This is a genomic window from Corallococcus sp. CA041A (assembly GCF_003612075.1).
Taxonomy (GTDB): Bacteria; Myxococcota; Myxococcia; order Myxococcales; family Myxococcaceae; genus Corallococcus; species Corallococcus exiguus.
Genome location: NZ_RAWF01000252.1, coordinates 1 through 14593, shown reverse-complemented (window position 1 = coordinate 14593; position 14593 = coordinate 1). Strand labels below are relative to the sequence as shown.

General features: G+C 70.4%; 16 protein-coding genes and 1 pseudogene. 13 read left to right on the top strand and 4 right to left on the bottom strand.

Annotation, left to right across the window (positions count from 1 at the left end; translation table 11 throughout):
- Positions 1–25 precede the first annotated feature (25 nt).
- The 6 genes and pseudogenes from D7V77_RS46050 to D7V77_RS33155 all read left to right on the top strand — a co-directional run.
- A pseudogene (locus tag D7V77_RS46050) lies at positions 26–421 on the top strand (Hpt domain-containing protein); the annotation flags it as partial.
- 22 nt (positions 422–443) lie between these two features.
- Complete coding sequence (locus D7V77_RS33175) at positions 444–1658, top strand: methyl-accepting chemotaxis protein (RefSeq protein WP_233605139.1); 1215 nt, start codon at positions 444–446, stop codon at positions 1656–1658.
- 34 nt (positions 1659–1692) lie between these two features.
- Entirely contained in the window at positions 1693–3222 is a 1530-nt protein-coding gene (locus tag D7V77_RS33170; RefSeq protein ID WP_147452236.1) for an AarF/ABC1/UbiB kinase family protein, read from the top strand.
- A gap of 22 nt (positions 3223–3244) precedes the next feature.
- A complete protein-coding gene (locus tag D7V77_RS33165; RefSeq protein ID WP_120580284.1) occupies positions 3245–3580 on the top strand; it encodes an antibiotic biosynthesis monooxygenase in 336 nt (111 codons plus the stop codon).
- An 11-nt stretch (positions 3581–3591) separates the two neighbouring features.
- On the top strand, positions 3592–4656 hold the full coding sequence (cheB, locus tag D7V77_RS33160) for a chemotaxis-specific protein-glutamate methyltransferase CheB (protein WP_120580283.1): 1065 nt from the start codon (positions 3592–3594) through the stop codon (positions 4654–4656).
- 2 nt (positions 4657–4658) lie between these two features.
- Entirely contained in the window at positions 4659–5549 is an 891-nt protein-coding gene (locus D7V77_RS33155) for a protein-glutamate O-methyltransferase CheR (RefSeq protein ID WP_120580282.1), read from the top strand.
- On the opposite strand, the gene D7V77_RS33150 is transcribed toward D7V77_RS33155, so the two are convergent.
- Entirely contained in the window at positions 5539–6459 is a 921-nt protein-coding gene (locus tag D7V77_RS33150) for a diacylglycerol kinase family protein (RefSeq protein WP_120580281.1), read from the bottom strand. The two genes, D7V77_RS33155 and D7V77_RS33150, sit on opposite strands and share 11 nt — an antisense overlap.
- Positions 6460–6616: 157 nt before the next feature.
- Between D7V77_RS33150 and D7V77_RS44395 the strand changes: the two genes are divergently transcribed.
- From D7V77_RS44395 to D7V77_RS33135, 3 genes are read left to right on the top strand one after another with little or no spacing between them, the layout of a single operon-like run.
- Positions 6617–7294 (top strand): Fic family protein, encoded by a 678-nt coding sequence (locus tag D7V77_RS44395; protein WP_199733932.1) that lies wholly within the window; start codon positions 6617–6619, stop codon positions 7292–7294.
- Entirely contained in the window at positions 7291–7956 is a 666-nt protein-coding gene (locus D7V77_RS33140) for a hypothetical protein (RefSeq protein ID WP_120580280.1), read from the top strand. The genes D7V77_RS44395 and D7V77_RS33140 overlap by 4 nt, the downstream gene beginning before the upstream one ends.
- On the top strand, positions 7953–8648 hold the full coding sequence (locus tag D7V77_RS33135) for a hypothetical protein (protein ID WP_120580279.1): 696 nt from the start codon (positions 7953–7955) through the stop codon (positions 8646–8648). Before D7V77_RS33140 ends, D7V77_RS33135 begins: the two co-directional genes overlap by 4 nt.
- Positions 8649–8664: 16 nt before the next feature.
- Here D7V77_RS33135 and D7V77_RS33130 read toward each other — a convergent pair whose 3' ends face one another.
- Both D7V77_RS33130 and D7V77_RS33125 read right to left on the bottom strand, forming a co-directional pair.
- The gene (locus tag D7V77_RS33130) at positions 8665–9333 is read right to left on the bottom strand and encodes an Hsp20/alpha crystallin family protein (RefSeq protein ID WP_120580278.1); all 669 of its coding nucleotides are present in this window, start codon (positions 9331–9333) and stop codon (positions 8665–8667) included.
- A 154-nt stretch (positions 9334–9487) separates the two neighbouring features.
- A complete protein-coding gene (locus D7V77_RS33125; RefSeq protein ID WP_120580277.1) occupies positions 9488–10375 on the bottom strand; it encodes a PhzF family phenazine biosynthesis protein in 888 nt (295 codons plus the stop codon).
- Positions 10376–10518: 143 nt separating this feature from the next.
- Here D7V77_RS33125 and D7V77_RS33120 point away from each other — a divergent pair, with 143 nt between their 5' ends.
- Positions 10519–11295, top strand: a complete 777-nt coding sequence (locus D7V77_RS33120) for a YdiY family protein (RefSeq protein WP_120580276.1) — start codon at positions 10519–10521, stop codon at positions 11293–11295.
- 236 nt (positions 11296–11531) lie between these two features.
- Positions 11532–12383: a pyrroline-5-carboxylate reductase gene (gene proC / locus D7V77_RS33115; RefSeq protein ID WP_120580275.1), complete on the top strand. Its 852-nt coding sequence runs from the start codon at positions 11532–11534 to the stop codon at positions 12381–12383.
- Here proC and D7V77_RS33110 read toward each other — a convergent pair.
- Positions 12365–13048 (bottom strand): helix-turn-helix transcriptional regulator, encoded by a 684-nt coding sequence (locus D7V77_RS33110; RefSeq protein ID WP_120580274.1) that lies wholly within the window; start codon positions 13046–13048, stop codon positions 12365–12367. The genes proC and D7V77_RS33110 overlap by 19 nt on opposite strands.
- Positions 13049–13111: 63 nt before the next feature.
- On the opposite strand from D7V77_RS33110, the gene D7V77_RS33105 reads away from it, so the two are divergent.
- Both D7V77_RS33105 and D7V77_RS33100 read left to right on the top strand, forming a co-directional pair.
- Positions 13112–14233 carry a cytochrome P450 gene (locus D7V77_RS33105; RefSeq protein WP_120580273.1) on the top strand — a complete coding sequence of 374 codons (1122 nt, stop codon included), beginning with the start codon at positions 13112–13114 and terminating at the stop codon, positions 14231–14233.
- The gene (locus tag D7V77_RS33100) at positions 14230–14574 is read left to right on the top strand and encodes an antibiotic biosynthesis monooxygenase (protein ID WP_120580272.1); all 345 of its coding nucleotides are present in this window, start codon (positions 14230–14232) and stop codon (positions 14572–14574) included. Before D7V77_RS33105 ends, D7V77_RS33100 begins: the two co-directional genes overlap by 4 nt.
- Positions 14575–14593: the final 19 nt, after the last annotated feature.

Genomic DNA, 14593 nt, shown 5'->3' with positions numbered 1-14593 from the left:
GAGTGCTCTTCTTCATGCCAGGAGAATGTTCCTCGTCCCCCCGTTTCGACGGGCCTGCCTGCTCGGCTGCACCTATGTCTTTGATTCTGCTCTGCTTTTCTCCATCGCGTTAAACGGACGCGGATGGTCCGTGGGTGACACTCCGGGCTGGGACGACGTGATGCGGGAGTTCCTCCTCGAGTCCCGCGAGCACGTGCAGAGCATCGAGGCGACGGTGCTGGAGCTGGAGGCACGGCCGGGCTCGCAGCCGTTGCTGGCGCAGCTGTTCCGGGCCCTGCACACCGTGAAGGGCACCTGCGGCTTCCTGGGCTTCAGCCGCCTGGAAGCGTTGATGCACGCAGCCGAGGAGATGCTCGGCCTGGCGCGCGACCGGCGCCTGGTGCTGGACCGCGAGCGCGTGTCCACGCTGCTGGCGGCGGCGGACGCGGCGCGCGGACACGGAGTTGGCGCGCCTGAGGGCCATGCTGGAGAACGCGCCCACCTGCGTGATGGTGGCCGACCTGGACCTGAAGATCGTCTACCTGAACCCCGCCTCGCGCCGGCTGTTGCAGCGCGTGGAGAAGCACCTGCCCATCGCCGCGGACCGGGTGCTGGGTTCCCACATCGACGTCTTCCACAAGGACGTGGCGTACCAGCGGAAGATCCTGGCCAACGACAAGAACCTGCCGGTGCGCGCGAACATCCCCATTGGGCCGGAGACCGCGGACCTGCTGGTGACGGCGGTGTACGACGGCCAGGGCCGCTACCTGGGCCCCATGGTGACGTGGGAGCTGATCACGGAGAAGCTCGCCGTGCAGCAGCGTGAGAAGGATCTGGACAGCACCCTGCGCGGCATCTTCCAGGAGGTGACGCAGCACTCGCAGACGCTCGCCGCGTCGTCGCAGGAGCTGTCCAGCGTCAGCCAGCAGATGGTGAGCAACGCGCAGGAGACCGCGGCGCAGGCCACCCAGGTGTCCGCCGGCGCCGAACAGGTCAGCCGCAACGTGCAGAGCGTCGCGTCCGGCATGGAGGAGGTCAACGCGAACATCCGCGAGGTGGCGCGCAACGCGAGCGCCGCCGCCAAGGTGGCGTCCTCCGCGGTGAAGCTCGCGGACTCCACGTCCAGCGTCGTCGGCAAGCTGGGGACGAGCAGCCAGGAGATCGGCAAGGTCATCAAGGTCATTACCTCCATCGCGCAGCAGACGAACCTGCTGGCGCTCAACGCGACCATCGAGGCGGCCCGCGCCGGTGAGGCGGGCCGGGGCTTCGCGGTGGTGGCCAACGAGGTGAAGGAGCTGGCGCGCGAGACCGCCCGCGCCACGGAGGACATCGGTCAGAAGATCGGCAGCATCCAGGGCGACACCGAGGAGGTGGTCAACGCCATCCTGGAGATTGGCGCCACCATCGGCCGCATCAACGAGCTGCAGACGTCCATCGCCTCCTCCGTGGAGGAGCAGACGGCCACCGCGGGGGAGATCCTCCGCAACGTGGGCGAGGCCGCCAAGGGCAGCCAGCAGATCTCCGAGAACATGGCCGCCGTGGCGGAGGCCGCGCGCAGCACCACCGAGGGCGCGGGCAGCACGCAGCGCTCGGCGGTGGAGCTGGCCCACATGGCGCAGTCGCTGCAACGGCTGGTCGTGCAGGTGGACACCTCCGACAAGCAGACGCGGACGAAGTAGCGCGGGCGGCGTCAGGCACAGGGAGCGACGGCACGTGCGAACCGGATTGAAGCGGTGGTGGGAGCTGGGCCAGGTGGCCCGTGCCTCCACGCGTCTGCGGCGGGGGTCCCGGCCCCAGGACGCGGAGCGCGCGCGGCACGAGCTGGCCCAGCGCCTGTTGGGGCTGCGCGGGCTGCCCCAGAAGGTGGGCCAGGTGCTCACACTCGCGGAGCTGGGCGCGGACACGCCGGGGTTCGGTTCGCTCGCGGAGGCGCCCTCCCCGCTCGACCCGGAGGCCGCGCTGGCGGAGGTGTCCCGCCGGTTGGGCCGTCCGTGGCGGGAGGTGTTCAAGTCGCTGGAGGGCGCGGGCATCGCCGCGTCGCTGGGCCAGGTGCACCGGGGCGTGCTGCATGACGGGCGCACCGTGGCCGTGAAGCTGCGGCACCCGGGCATCGCGGAGGCCGTGCGGGGTGACTTGCGCGCGCTGGGGTGGCTGGCCGCTCCGTTGGGAGGCTGGCGCGGGAAGCTGGACCTGTCCGCCTACCGCCACGAGCTGGCCCGCATGCTCCAGGGCGAGCTGGACTATCGCCATGAGGCCCAGGCCCTGCGGGACGCGGGCACTCGCATGGCGGAGGTGCCGGGCGCCGTCATCCCCGTGCCGGTGGATGAACTCACGCGGGAAGACCTGCTGGTGATGACGTGGGTGGAGGGCGCATCGCTCGCGGAGGGCTGGCGCTGGAGCGAAGCGGACCGCCGCGCGCTGTCCACGACGCTGGTCCGGCTGTTCCTCCACGGCTGCTTCACGTGGGGCGCGCTCCACGCGGATCCGCACCCGGGCAACTACCGCGTGTCGCGGGGGCCGGACGGCAAGCCCGTGCTGGGAGTGCTCGACTTCGGCTGCGTGAAGACACTGCCGCCGGAGCTGCCCGTGGGGCTGGGGCGGTTGATCACGCTCCTGAACTGTCCGAGCACGCCGCCGCGCCCGGAGCAGCTCCTGTCCGCGTGGGTGATGCTGGGCTTCGCGCCGGAGCTGCTGGAGCCCATGGCGGAAGCGCTGCCCGCCGTCAGCCGAGTGCTGCTGGAGCCCTTCCTCCTGGACCAACCCTTCCACGCGCGAAGCTGGCGCCTGGGCGAGCGGCTCACCGAGGCACTGGGGCCGCACCGCTGGAACTTCCGCGCGGCGGGGCCCGCGTCGCTCTTGTTCGTCCTGCGCGCGTTCCACGGGCTGGTGCGACACTTGGACGTGCTGGATGCGCCCATCGCATGGGGCCCCCTCCTGGATGAGGCCTGTGCCCCGTCACTGCCGCCTCCGCCATCGCCGTCGGAGGCTCCCGTGGAGGGCACCGCGCGCTACCTGAAGGTCCAGGTGACGGAAGGAGGGCGGACGCGCGTCGCGCTCACCTTCCGCGCGGACGTGACGGCGCACCTGGAGGACCTGCTGCCGGAGGACCTGCCTCGCAAGCTGGCGGCGCGGGGCGTGGATCCGACGGCCATTGGTATCGCGGCGGTCGCGGCGGGTCTGCGGCCGTCGGAGTTGTTCCACCTGGATGAGGGCCGCCGGCGTGTCCGGGTCTGGCTCGAATGAAACACGGACAAGGAGGTGATGGATGGTCACCATCGGCATGAACTACGAAGTGCGTGAGGGCAAGGCGGAAGCCTTCGAGCGGAAGTTCGCGCTGGTGCTGGAGGCGATGCGCACGCTGCCGACGCACGCTCACACGGAGCTGTTCAAGAGCGTGGGAGCGCCGGGGCGCTACCTCATCGTCTCCGAGTGGCACAGCCGCGAGGGCTTCGACGCCTTCGTCGCGTCCGAGGCCTTCCACCGCGTGACGAACTGGGGCGCCAGCGCCATCCTCGCGAGCCGTCCGCGCCACGAGGTGTATGGCGAAAGTGCCTCCAGCGCCCTCGTGGGCCGCTGCCCGGTCGCGCACGCGGCGCGGTGAAGCGGGTGCGAGTGAACGCCATCCGGGTCCTCGTGGTCGACGACGCGGCCGTGGTGCGGCGCCAGGTGTCGCTGCTGCTGGGCGCGGCTCCGGGCCTGGAGGTCGTCGCCACCGCGCCCAATGGCCGCATCGCGCTGGCGAAGGTGGAGCAGTTCCAGCCGGACGTCGTGCTGTTGGACCTGGAGATGCCGGAGCTGGACGGGCTGGAGACGCTGAAGCTCCTGCGTCAGCGCGCCCCGGAGCTGCCCGTGGTGATGTTCAGCGCGCTCACCGAACGCGCGGGCGTGTTGACCCTGGAGGCGCTCGCGCTGGGGGCCCGCGACTACGTGACGAAGCCCACGTCCGCGGGCGGGATGAACATCACCGTGGAGGCTGTGCGGGATGAACTGGTGCGCAAGCTCAAGGCGCTGAACGTGCGCACGCCGTCCGCCACGCCCTCGCCCCCACTGGTGACGCGCGAGCCGCAATCCAGGCCGCGAGTTCCCGCGCGGGTGGAGGCCATCGTCGTCGGCGCGTCCACGGGAGGCCCGGGCGCGCTGGTGCGCTTGGTGTCCGCGCTGCCGGCGGACCTGCCGGTGCCGGTGTTCATCGTGCAGCACATGCCGCCCCTCTTCACCCTGCTGCTCGCGGAGCGGTTGCAGGGCGTGACGCCGCTCACCGTGCGCGAGGCGGTGACGGGCGCATCCGTGAATGCGGGCGAGGTGTGGATCGCTCCCGGCGACTTCCACCTGGCCGTGTGCCGGGATGCGACGGGCGTGCGGCTGCTCACGCACCAGGGGCCGGCGGAGAACGCGTGCCGTCCGGCGGTGGACCTGCTCTTCCGCTCCGCGGCGGAGGTGTACGGCGCGGGGGTGCTGGCGGTGGTGCTCACCGGCATGGGCCAGGACGGGCTGCGCGGCTGCCGGAGGGTGAACGAGGCAGGCGGTCAGGTGGTGGTGCAGGACCAGGCCAGCTGCGTCGTCGGCAGCATGCCGGGTGCGGTGGAGCAGGCGGGGCTCGCGGATGCCGTGGTGCCCCTGGAGGCGCTGGCCCTGGAGCTGGCGCGGCGCGTGGATCCGCGCGGACGGAGGACCTGAACATGTCCCTGCTTCCCGACGACTTCGCGTACCTGCGGCAGCGCGTGCTGCGCCGCTCCGGGCTCGTGCTGGAGTCCGACACGTACGCGCTGGTGGAGACGCGGCTCACGCCCCTCATGCGCGAGGAACGGCTGCCAGACCTCTCCTCGCTGGTCTCGCGGTTGCGCTCGCAGCCGGAGGGCAGTCCGCTGCACCAGCGCCTGGCGGAAGCGCTGGCCAACCACGAGACGGCCTTCTTCCGCGACGCGCCCGTCTTCGAGGCCCTGCGAACCACGGTGCTGCCCACGCTGCTGGCCAGGCGCATCCGCACGCGGACGCTGCGCATCTGGTGCGCGGCGTGTGCCTACGGTCAGGAGCCCTACAGCGTCGCGATGACGCTGACCGAGGCCGGGCTGCTCATCACCGGATGGACGGTGCGCATCCTCGCCACCGACTTCTCCACCCGCGCTATCGTTCGCGCCTGCGAGGCCCGCTACGACGCGAAGGAGATCCACCGGGGCCTGACGCCCGAGCTGCGCCAGCGCTACTTCCACCAGGAGCGCGACGGGTGGCGGCTGAGTGAACAGGTGCGCAAGCCGGTGGAGTTCCGGCCGCTCAACCTGATGGAGGACTTCCCGCTGGAAGCGCCCGTGGATCTCGTCTTCCTGCGCAACGTGATGATCTACTGGGACGCGCCCACCCGGCGCGCGGTGCTCGCCCGCGTGCGGCGGATGCTCCACGCGGACGGCTACCTGGTGCTGGGCGCCGCGGAGGCCTCGCCCCTGGTGGAGGACGGCTTCACGCGGCACCTGATTGGACAGACAAGCTGGTACCGCCCCACGCCCGCCTCGTCTGGCGTCGGCGCGCCCGTGGAGGACGCGCGGCGCTCGCCCCGCTCCGGCGCTACACCTTGAGGCGGATGGCGCCCGGCAACAGCGTCATGGTGCAGGGCAGCCGGCCCGGCGTCTCGCCGTCCACGTCCAGGAACACGTCGCCCGTCAGCGGCTCCGCGTGGATGGTGCGGCAGCGCAGCCTCCGCGTGCCCTTCCAGGTGACGTGGTCGCCGTTGTAGACGCCCTTGGACTTGAGGACGAAGTCGGACAGGCCGTAGTTGGACCAGATGGTGACGTCGAAGAGGCCGTCGTGAGTCACCGCGTCGGGCGCCACGAACATGCCGCTGCCGAAGTAGCGGCCGTTGGCCACGGCCACCGCGGTGACGCTCACCGTCTCCGGCTCACCGCCGTCCACCGTGAGGCGCACCTGCTGCTCCTGGTACTTGATGAGGCCCTTCACGGTGCCCCACATGAAGCTCAGGTTGCCGCCCAGCGCCTTGCTGCCCTGGTTCACCTCGCGGGCCACCACCGCGCTCACGCCGAGCGAGGCGATGTTGGCGAAGAAGCGCGTGGCCGGCTTGCCGTCGTTGTCGGTGAACTCCAGCCGCCCCACGTCGAAGGGCTCGGTCGTCTCCGTGCGCAGCCGCTCCAGCGCGGACGTCAGCTCCAGGTCCCACCCGAAGGTGCGGCGGAAGTCGCCGCCCGTGCCTCGGGGCAACAGGCCCAGCGTGGCCCGGGGGTTGATGACCTGTCCGTCGCGGAAGAAGCCGTTGGTGACCTCGTTGAGGGTGCCGTCGCCGCCCACCGCGACGATGCACTCAAAACCGTCATCGATGGCCTGCCGCGCCAGACGCGCCGCATCCATGCCGCCGCTGGTGAAGCCGTACCCGAAGTCACCGAGCACCTTGCCCACCTGCGCGGAGATCTCCACCCATCGCTTCCCCGTCTGCCCGTTGGCGCTGCGCGGGTTGACCACGAGGAACGTCTTCATTCAGTGCCTTCTCCCTGCTGCGAGAACGACCTGTTTACGCAATTGTGAGCCCAGGCTCCACTCCGTGACCCACGGGAGGGCCTTATCGCCCGGGGTGTTTGTCACCCGGCCCCGGCCATGCTGGGCTCTCCGCCCCCCATTTCGTCCCGGATCCCGAGTGAAAACCCCGTCCCCCACCGAGCAGCTCGCGCCCCACCGGGAGGCCACGCTCGCCCTGGACTGGGCGCTGCCCACGCTCCGGGCGGACCTGGCGGCGGCGGCGCGACAGCCCTTCCGGGAGACGGGGGCCCAGGAGGACTTCCTGCACCGCCATGACGCACCGGCCCATGAAGCCCAGGGCCCTGCGCGGACGGAGCGCCTCGAACGGGCCCTGGACCGGGTGCGGCGGCTCGCGGACATGGGCGAGCCGCTGACCTTCGCCCGGATGGTGGAGGTCCAGTCGGAGCTCCTGGGCGCGCCCACGGGCTTCCGCACCGGGGACGCCTTCGCGCGGGGAGGCGCGCACCGCTATGCGCAAGCGCCCGGCCTGGAGGCGGCCTTCCGCGCCAAGGTGGAAGCGGACGCGAGGGAAGAGCGTCATCCAGTGGCACATGCCACGCGGTTGTACCTGGACCTGTGTTTCTTCCACCCCTTCCCGGACGGCAACGCCCGCGCGGCGCGGCTGTGGCTGGAATACATGCTGCGCCGGGGCCGGCTGCCCACGCCACCGTTGGCGCCCGTGGTGCTGTGGCCCAAGCGTCCCGGAGACGCGGTGAACTACACACGGCTGGCAAGGCTGCTGGCCCGGACCATCGCGGGGCCGGACGCCCCGTGCCCCAACGAGGTGCCCGAATGAGCAGTGACGCTTCGGCTTTCACGTGGCGCCGCATCCGCGACAGCCTGGATGACTACGCACCGCAATCGCTGGCGTCCCGGCTGAGGGAGGCTTTGGCTCCCCTTCGGTCCGGAAGCATCCACGCAAGCCGGCTCAAGCAGGCGCAGAACGCCGTGAAGGACCTGCTCCAGGCCGAGCTGGGGCCCTGGTACATCGAGAGCGGCCTGCCCCTGGGCAATGAAGTGCTGGGGGGCTATTGCTGGTGTCACTCGTTCTTCAACCAGAACCCGCCGCATCGGACGATGGACGTGGATGCGAACATCCAGCTCATGCTGGAGGCGCTGGAGCGGATCCGTTCGTTTCTGTACGCGCTGGACGGCGTGTATCAGGCCGCGCGCCGTCAGCTCGAGTTGGCGGCCGACGACAAGGCTCTCCGGGCGAAGGCGCTCGCGGAAGGGCTGGTGCGGACCGTGGACCTGACGGCGGAGACGACGTCCTGCGAGGAGACCTGGTACCAGGTCGCGCAGGACGCCATGTCGTGGTGCATCGAGGCGATGGGACTGCCCTTGTCGGATGCCACCCAGGAGCAGTTGGACACGGCCTTCGTCTTCACGTCCTGGATTGCGCCTCCTCCGGAGGTCCTCCGGGACGCGGCGGCGCGGGTGGCGGAGGTGGCCGTATGAGCCGTTCGGCGCTGGGGCACTGGCTGCGCATCCGCGACAGCCTGGACGGGTATGAGCCGGAGAAGCTCATCCGGCTGCTGCGCGAATACCTGGCGCCGCGCGTGCCCCCGGGGACACGCAAGCTCACGGACGAGCAGCACGACACGATGGCGAAGCACATCCAGCGGATGCTCAACCAGAACCTGGGGCCCTGGTACACGGAGACGGGTCTGTATCTGGGCAATGAGAGCTTCGGCGGCTACTGCTGGTGCCACCGTTTCTTCAGACAGAAGCCCACCCCGAACATGGGCGTGGAATACAACATCCAGCTCATCATCAACGCGCTGGAGCAGTCGCGCGAATGGCTGTTCAAGCTGGATGCCCACTTCCAGGCGCTGAAGCGGGACCTGCCGTCCGGCCCCGGCGACAATGACATCCGGACGCTGGCGTTGGCGGATGGACTCGTCACCACGATGAACCTCACCATGGACGCCACGGGCTGCGAGGAGTCCTGGTACACCTTCGCGGACGAAGCGCTGTCCTGGATGTTCGACGCCATCGAACTGCGCCCCGGCTATCAGGCCGGGAAGCTGATGCGGAAGCTGTTCGCCTTCGAGTCCTGGCACTCGCCGCCCGAAGCGGAGCTGCGTGACTCGGCGGAGAAGGTGGCGGCGGCCGTCGTGGAAGACGAGGGCCGCCGGCACACACATTGATCCGCGCGCCCCTCCCTCAGTGGATGGGCTTGCCGCGCGTCATCCGCCGGGCCTGCTCGCGCGAGCCTCCCTTCACCTCGATGCGCTTGCCCTGGGGCAGTTCCTCCGGAAGCCGCAGGGAGACCTCCAGGACGCCGTTCTCGAAGTTCGCCTGGATCGACTCCGTGTCGATGCCTTCCGGGAGCGGGATGACGCGGCGGAACTGACCGGTGCTGCGCTCCAGGCTCCAGATGCCCTCGGCCTCCTCTTCCTCCTCCAGTTCGAAGGAGCGTTCGCCTTCGATGATGAGCAGGTCCTTCAGCACCTCGACGTGGATGTCCTCCCGCCGCATTCCTGGCAGGTCGGCCTTCACGATGAGGCTCCCGTTCCGCTCCAGCACATCCACCTGCGGTGACCAGAGGCCCTCCTCCAGCAGGCCGCTCCGAGCGGTGAGGCCCCGGCCTCCGAAGCCGGAGACGAGCTGGTCCATGTCCTCCATCATCCGGCGCAGCAGCCCGAACGGACTCACGGGCGCGGCTTCCCTGCCAGTGGCCGGTGCCTGGGACTCGCGGCGGCTGATGCCAGCGCCCGTCCTCGGGTCCTGTCCCAGCGAGGTGGCGCTCGGCACCTCGGCCTGGGCGTTCTTGATAACGGGCGAGGAGGAGGGCCCCCCCTGCGCGCCTGGGTTCCTGTTGTCGGTTGCCATGACGTCCTCCCCCGGTGGAGCCGGCTGCCGCCTGGCCGCCGGACCGCACCGGTCACTCAATCGGGGATGGAATCATCCCAACCTCGAACCTGGAGGTGCGCGGCGAAGCCATCAAGGGGCCCGGCACCGCGGTCCGTCATGCGCGTGAGCCTCGCTATGCGAGCAGCGTGGCGTCCATCACGGTGAGGGCCACTCCACCGACGAGGGCGCGCTCGATGTGGCCTGGTCGGCCGGTGACCTGGATGTCGATGCGACCCGGCTTGCCGAGCGTGTCGCCCTGCTCGATGCGACTCGACACCGTGCCGCCGTGCTCCGGCAGGCGAAGGCTCCCGTGCTCGGCGAGGTAAGCCGCGAGCGGTCCCGCGGCGGAGCCCGTCACGGGGTCCTCCAGGATGCCGAAGCCCGGGACGAAGTAGCGCGCCTGGGCAACGCTCCCCTCCTCCTTCGCTTCGCGGGTGAAGAGGTAGACGCCGCGCAAGCCGTGCGGCATCAGCAGCGCGTTCATCGCCGCGCCTCGCGGCGTCAGGGCCTCCAGGTCCGCGAGCCGCCGGAGGGGCACCACCAACCGGTGGCCCTGGCGGATCACCGGCAGTGACGGGTCCACCTGCGACGCGGTCCCGCCCAACGTGGCCATCAGCGCGTCCAGGGCCACGGGGTTGGGCTGCACGGGAGGCGGGGGCGTGGCGATCCACACCCGAGTCCCACGCGTGCCCTGGGGCTCCAGCTCGATGCCGAACGTGCCGCCGGGGCACTCCAGCGTGTACGTCCCCGGGCTTCGCAGGAGTTCCTTCTCCGCGAGCAGGTGGAAGGTGGCCACCGTGGCGTGGCCGCAGAAGGGAATCTCGTCCACGGGCGTGAAGTAGCGCAGGCGCACGGTGGCGTCACCGGGCCGGGACAGCAGGAACGCGGTCTCCGACGCGCTGACGGCCGCGGCGGTCCGCTGCATCGTGGGGACATCCAGCGCCGAGGCGTCGAGCACCACGCCCGCGCGATTTCCCGCACCGGCGGTGCGGGTGAAGGCATCGATGATGTGAACCTGCATGGGCGGACTCCGGACAGGGCAAGGGCCTGGGAAACAGCGCAGGCATGCCCCTCCTGGACCGTTGGCGTCAAGCGCTGGACCGACGCACCGGAGCCCCACAACAGGGTTGAACGAGAGCGCCAGAGCAGGCACAGCAAGGATGCATGAATCTCCTGAAGTCGGGTGGGTGGGTGGTGCTGGTGGTGTTGCTCCACGCGAGCGGCGCGGCGGCACAGATCGTCAACGTGCAGGCGCTCTTCGACGAGAAGGCGGAGCCGGGGCCGGCCGCGGCCATCGAGTTGGGCGGCGACTGGCGCACGGGCAGCACGGAGCTGTTCTCCATTCGGGGCTCCCTGGTGGGCCAGCTGCGCTCCGAGCGTGACGTCTGGCTGGGCGTCATCCGGGGTGAGTATTCGTTCGCCAGCGGCGAGCGCATCGTCAGCCAGGTGCTGGAGCACGTGCGCTACCGGCGCAAGCTCACGGACACGGTGTCGGGCGAGATCTTCGCGCAGCACGAATACAACGAGTTCCGCCGGCTCCAGCTCCGGATCCTGCTGGGCGCGGGACCGCGCTTCATCCTGCTCAACGAGGACCGCCTGGGGCTCACCTTCGGGGTGGCGCTGATGCTGGAGCACGAGCGGCTGCGCAAGGACGGAGAGCCGGACGCGGGAGACCGCTACACGGATCCGCGAGTCTCCAGCTACCTGCTGGGACGGATAAAGCTGATGGAGAACATCAACCTCGTGGAGACGGTCTACATCCAGCCGCGAGTCACCCGTCCCTCCGACCTGCGCGTGCTCAACGAGACGATCTTCGCGGTGACACCCAATCCCCGCGTCACAGTGGGCATCGGCTTCAACCTCACCTACGACAGCGCGCCGCCCGCGACAGTGCCCGCCCTGGACACGCAGCTGCGCACCACGGTGGGTGTGAAGCTTTGAGTGGATGCACCGGGGCCCCGGGCCCCATGCATCGAAAACCTGTCCGACTGTCGGACAAGTTTTGAGGAAACCGGCCCCGGGCGGGCGCCTCTCTTCGTGGGCTCACCCCGCCGTCCCCTCCTGCATCCCGTCGGTCCCCATTGCCGCACCCCGCCAAGGGGCGCGCCGCCGCGAACACCGGATCACAGACTCTGTTGGCGAACTCCTGGCGGCCTACCTGGGGTTAGGCTTCCGTCATGGCGTCCCACTCCATTCCCGCCCCCGTCGTCCTATTGGGAGGCGGCAAGATCGCCGAAGCCCTCATCCTGGGACTGTTGCGGTCCGGCCATGTGCGTCCGTCGGACCTTCGCGTCACGGTGCGCCGGCCCCAGCGCGGAGAGGAATTGCGCTCCCGGCACGGCGTGCACGTCCTCATGGACAACGCGCAGGCGGTGCGGGGCGCGGGCGTAGTCGTGCTGGCGGTGCGACAGGCGCAGCTGCGGGACCTGATGGCGGTCATCTCGCCTGCCTTGGAACCTGGGCAGACCGTGGTGTCGCTTTCCGCGGACGTGCGACTCGCGCAGTTGGAAGCGGCGTTGCCCTCCAGCGTCTCTGTCATCCGCGCCCTGCCCCATACGCCCGTACGCGTGGGAGCGGGCGTGACGCCCCTGACGGCCGGGAGCCGGGCAACGGAGAGCGCGAGGCAGGCCACCGAGTCCGTCTTCGCGGCGACGGGACGGCCCATGTGGATGACCGAGGAAGCGCTCACGGTCTGCACGGGCGTGTGCGGCACGGGCCCCGCGTATGTCTTCCGCTTCGTGGAGGCCCTGGCCCAGGCCGCGATGGCGCACGGAATGGACGCGGCGGAGGCGGCGGCACTCGCGAAGGAAACGCTCATTGGCGCGGCGAAGCTGTTGGCCGAACCCGGCGCCACCACCCCTCGCCTCATCACGGAGATAGCGACCCCGGGAGGCATCACCGAGGCGGGCCTGATGGCGATGGACTCCCACGGCCTCCCTCGCGTCGTGGGCGAAGCGGTCTCCGTCGCCATCCAGCGCACCCGGGAGCGCGCGGACGCGAACGCCGCGGCCTACAGCGCGCCGAAGTGACGCTTGATCCCCCGCTGGCCTCCAGGCGTGACGATGAGGCCGCGAGAGTCGGGCTGACGTTCCACCCATCCCAATGAGAACACCCGGGCGGCGAGCGCCGCGCCCAGCGCCCCTGCAAGGTGGTCGCGCCGCTCGCTCCAGTCCAGGCAGCGGTGGGCGAAGTGGCGCCGCTGCTCGCGCACGGGCGCCAGGTCGATTCCGAAGTCCTGGAACCACGCCTCGCCGCTCGGGGTGAGCGCGAACGCGCGTTTACGAAGGGCGAGATGCCCGGCCCGCAGGAGCGCGTCGGTGATGCCCATGCCCAATCTGCCCGCAAGATGGTCGTAGCAGTAGCGCGCGGCACGCAGGGGTTCCGGAGTCACTGACGCACGGGGTCCACGGACCGCCACGGTCATCAGCGCTTCCACCATCCGCGCCACGGTGGGCGTGGCGATCCGGAACACCTTGTTGCGCCCCTGCCGGGTGGCGCGGACCAGCCGGGCCTGCTCCAGCCGCTGAAGGTGCGCGGTCGCCGTCGCGGGGCTGACGCCCGTGCCGAACGCGAGTTCCTTCGCGATGAGCGCCCGTCCCTCCATGAGCAGCTCCAGCATCCGGATCCGCGTGGCGTCCCCCACGGCCGTCGCCAGCGTCGTGAGGTCCGGCCCTGCATTCATCGTTCGGTCCATGACGAACCATTTTCTAACACACGGACACGGCAACGGCAGCAGAGTGCCCGGCCACGAGGACCGATGACACCGCCCACCGACCCGTATCAGGCCGTCACCCACACCGACCCGTACCCCTACTACGCGGAGCTTCGCGCCCGGGGAGGACTGCACCGCGTCCCCGGCTTCGGGCCATGGATCGCGGCGGATGCGGCCACCGTCCGCGCGGTGCTCACGAGCGAGCACTGCCGGGTCCGGCCACTGTCGGAGCCGGTGCCTCCGCATCTGGTGGGCACCGCCGCCGGGGCCCTCTTTGGCCGGCTGGTGCGGATGAACGACGGAGGCCCCTACCCCGCCGTGAAGCAGACGCTTTCACGCGCATTGCCGGAGGCGCTGTGTGAGGTCGAAGCGGAGAGCCGCCGCTGGGCGGCACGGCTGTTCGCGACGCCATCACTGTCTCGGCTGCCGGACACCGCCCTCCAGCTTCCCGTGTTCGTGCTGGGGTCGCTGCTGGGCTTCCCGGAAGACACGCTGGAGGCGAGCGTGCAGGACGTGGATGCCTATGTCCGCTCGGCCGCCGGTCCTCCTGCGGGCAGTGAGGGTGCGGCGAGGCTGAACGAACGCGTGGCGGCCTGCTTCCAGTCCACGGCGAGGACCGCGTTCACGACGCGGCTTCTGGAAGGCCATGGCTCGGAGGACCTGCGCATCCCGAACGCCGTGGGCCTGCTCACCCAGGCATATGAAGCGACGGCCGGGCTCCTGGGCGCGACGCTGCGGGCCTTCGCTCACGTGCCCGAGTTGCGCGAGCAGCTCTCACATGGCGCGTGCACGATGGACGACGTGGTCCAGGAAGCGGCTCGACACGATTCCCCGGTCCAGAACACGCGACGCTTCACCCATGCCGCCGCGACCATCGCGGGTCAGGCGCTGGAGGCCGGTACGACCGTGGTCGTCGTGCTCGCCGCCGCGAATCGGGATCCACTCGAGAATCCCCGGCCCGACGCCTTCCTGCCAAAGCGCGCGCGGCGCCAGAGCTTCACCTTCGGCCTGGGCTCGCATGCCTGTCCTGGGCCCCTGCTCGCGACGACGATGGCCAAGGCGGCGGCGGAGCGTGTGCTCGCGAGCGGCCTGGACCTGTCACCGTTGTCGGGCCCCGTCACCTGGCGTGCTTCCACCAATGCCCGCGTCCTGGGAGGACTGGAATGATTGCTGTCATCTTCGAGGTCTGGACACACGAGTCGCATCGGCAGCGATACCTGGACCTCGCGGCGGAGCTGCGGCCCCTGCTGGCGGACATCGACGGCTTCATCTCCATCGAGCGGTTCCAGAGCCTCAGCACCCCGGGGAAGCTGCTGTCCCTGTCCTACTGGCGCGACGAGGCGGCGGTGGCCGAGTGGCGGCGACAGGAGGCCCACCGTGAGGCCCAGCGCGAAGGCCGAGGAGGCGTGTTCAGCGACTACCGCCTGCGGGTGGCGCACGTCGTGAGGGATTACGGCTTGAAGGACCGGGCGGCCGTGCCCGCCGACAGTCGCACCGTGCACGACTGACGCGGCCGGCGCACGGCGG

What these genes read in the sequence shown, in the direction of transcription:
- D7V77_RS33165 (WP_120580284.1), top strand. Translation starts at nt 3,245, where the DNA reads ATGGTCACCATCGGCATGAACTACGAAGTGCGTGAGGGCAAGGCGGAA.
- D7V77_RS33155 (WP_120580282.1), top strand. Translation starts at nt 4,659, where the DNA reads ATGTCCCTGCTTCCCGACGACTTCGCGTACCTGCGGCAGCGCGTGCTG.
- D7V77_RS33150 (WP_120580281.1), bottom strand. Translation starts at nt 6,459, where the DNA reads ATGAAGACGTTCCTCGTGGTCAACCCGCGCAGCGCCAACGGGCAGACG.
- D7V77_RS33140 (WP_120580280.1), top strand. Translation starts at nt 7,291, where the DNA reads ATGAGCAGTGACGCTTCGGCTTTCACGTGGCGCCGCATCCGCGACAGC.
- D7V77_RS33135 (WP_120580279.1), top strand. Translation starts at nt 7,953, where the DNA reads ATGAGCCGTTCGGCGCTGGGGCACTGGCTGCGCATCCGCGACAGCCTG.
- D7V77_RS33130 (WP_120580278.1), bottom strand. Translation starts at nt 9,333, where the DNA reads ATGGCAACCGACAACAGGAACCCAGGCGCGCAGGGGGGGCCCTCCTCC.
- D7V77_RS33125 (WP_120580277.1), bottom strand. Translation starts at nt 10,375, where the DNA reads ATGCAGGTTCACATCATCGATGCCTTCACCCGCACCGCCGGTGCGGGA.
- D7V77_RS33120 (WP_120580276.1), top strand. Translation starts at nt 10,519, where the DNA reads ATGAATCTCCTGAAGTCGGGTGGGTGGGTGGTGCTGGTGGTGTTGCTC.
- proC (WP_120580275.1), top strand. Translation starts at nt 11,532, where the DNA reads ATGGCGTCCCACTCCATTCCCGCCCCCGTCGTCCTATTGGGAGGCGGC.
- D7V77_RS33110 (WP_120580274.1), bottom strand. Translation starts at nt 13,048, where the DNA reads ATGGACCGAACGATGAATGCAGGGCCGGACCTCACGACGCTGGCGACG.
- D7V77_RS33105 (WP_120580273.1), top strand. Translation starts at nt 13,112, where the DNA reads ATGACACCGCCCACCGACCCGTATCAGGCCGTCACCCACACCGACCCG.
- D7V77_RS33100 (WP_120580272.1), top strand. Translation starts at nt 14,230, where the DNA reads ATGATTGCTGTCATCTTCGAGGTCTGGACACACGAGTCGCATCGGCAG.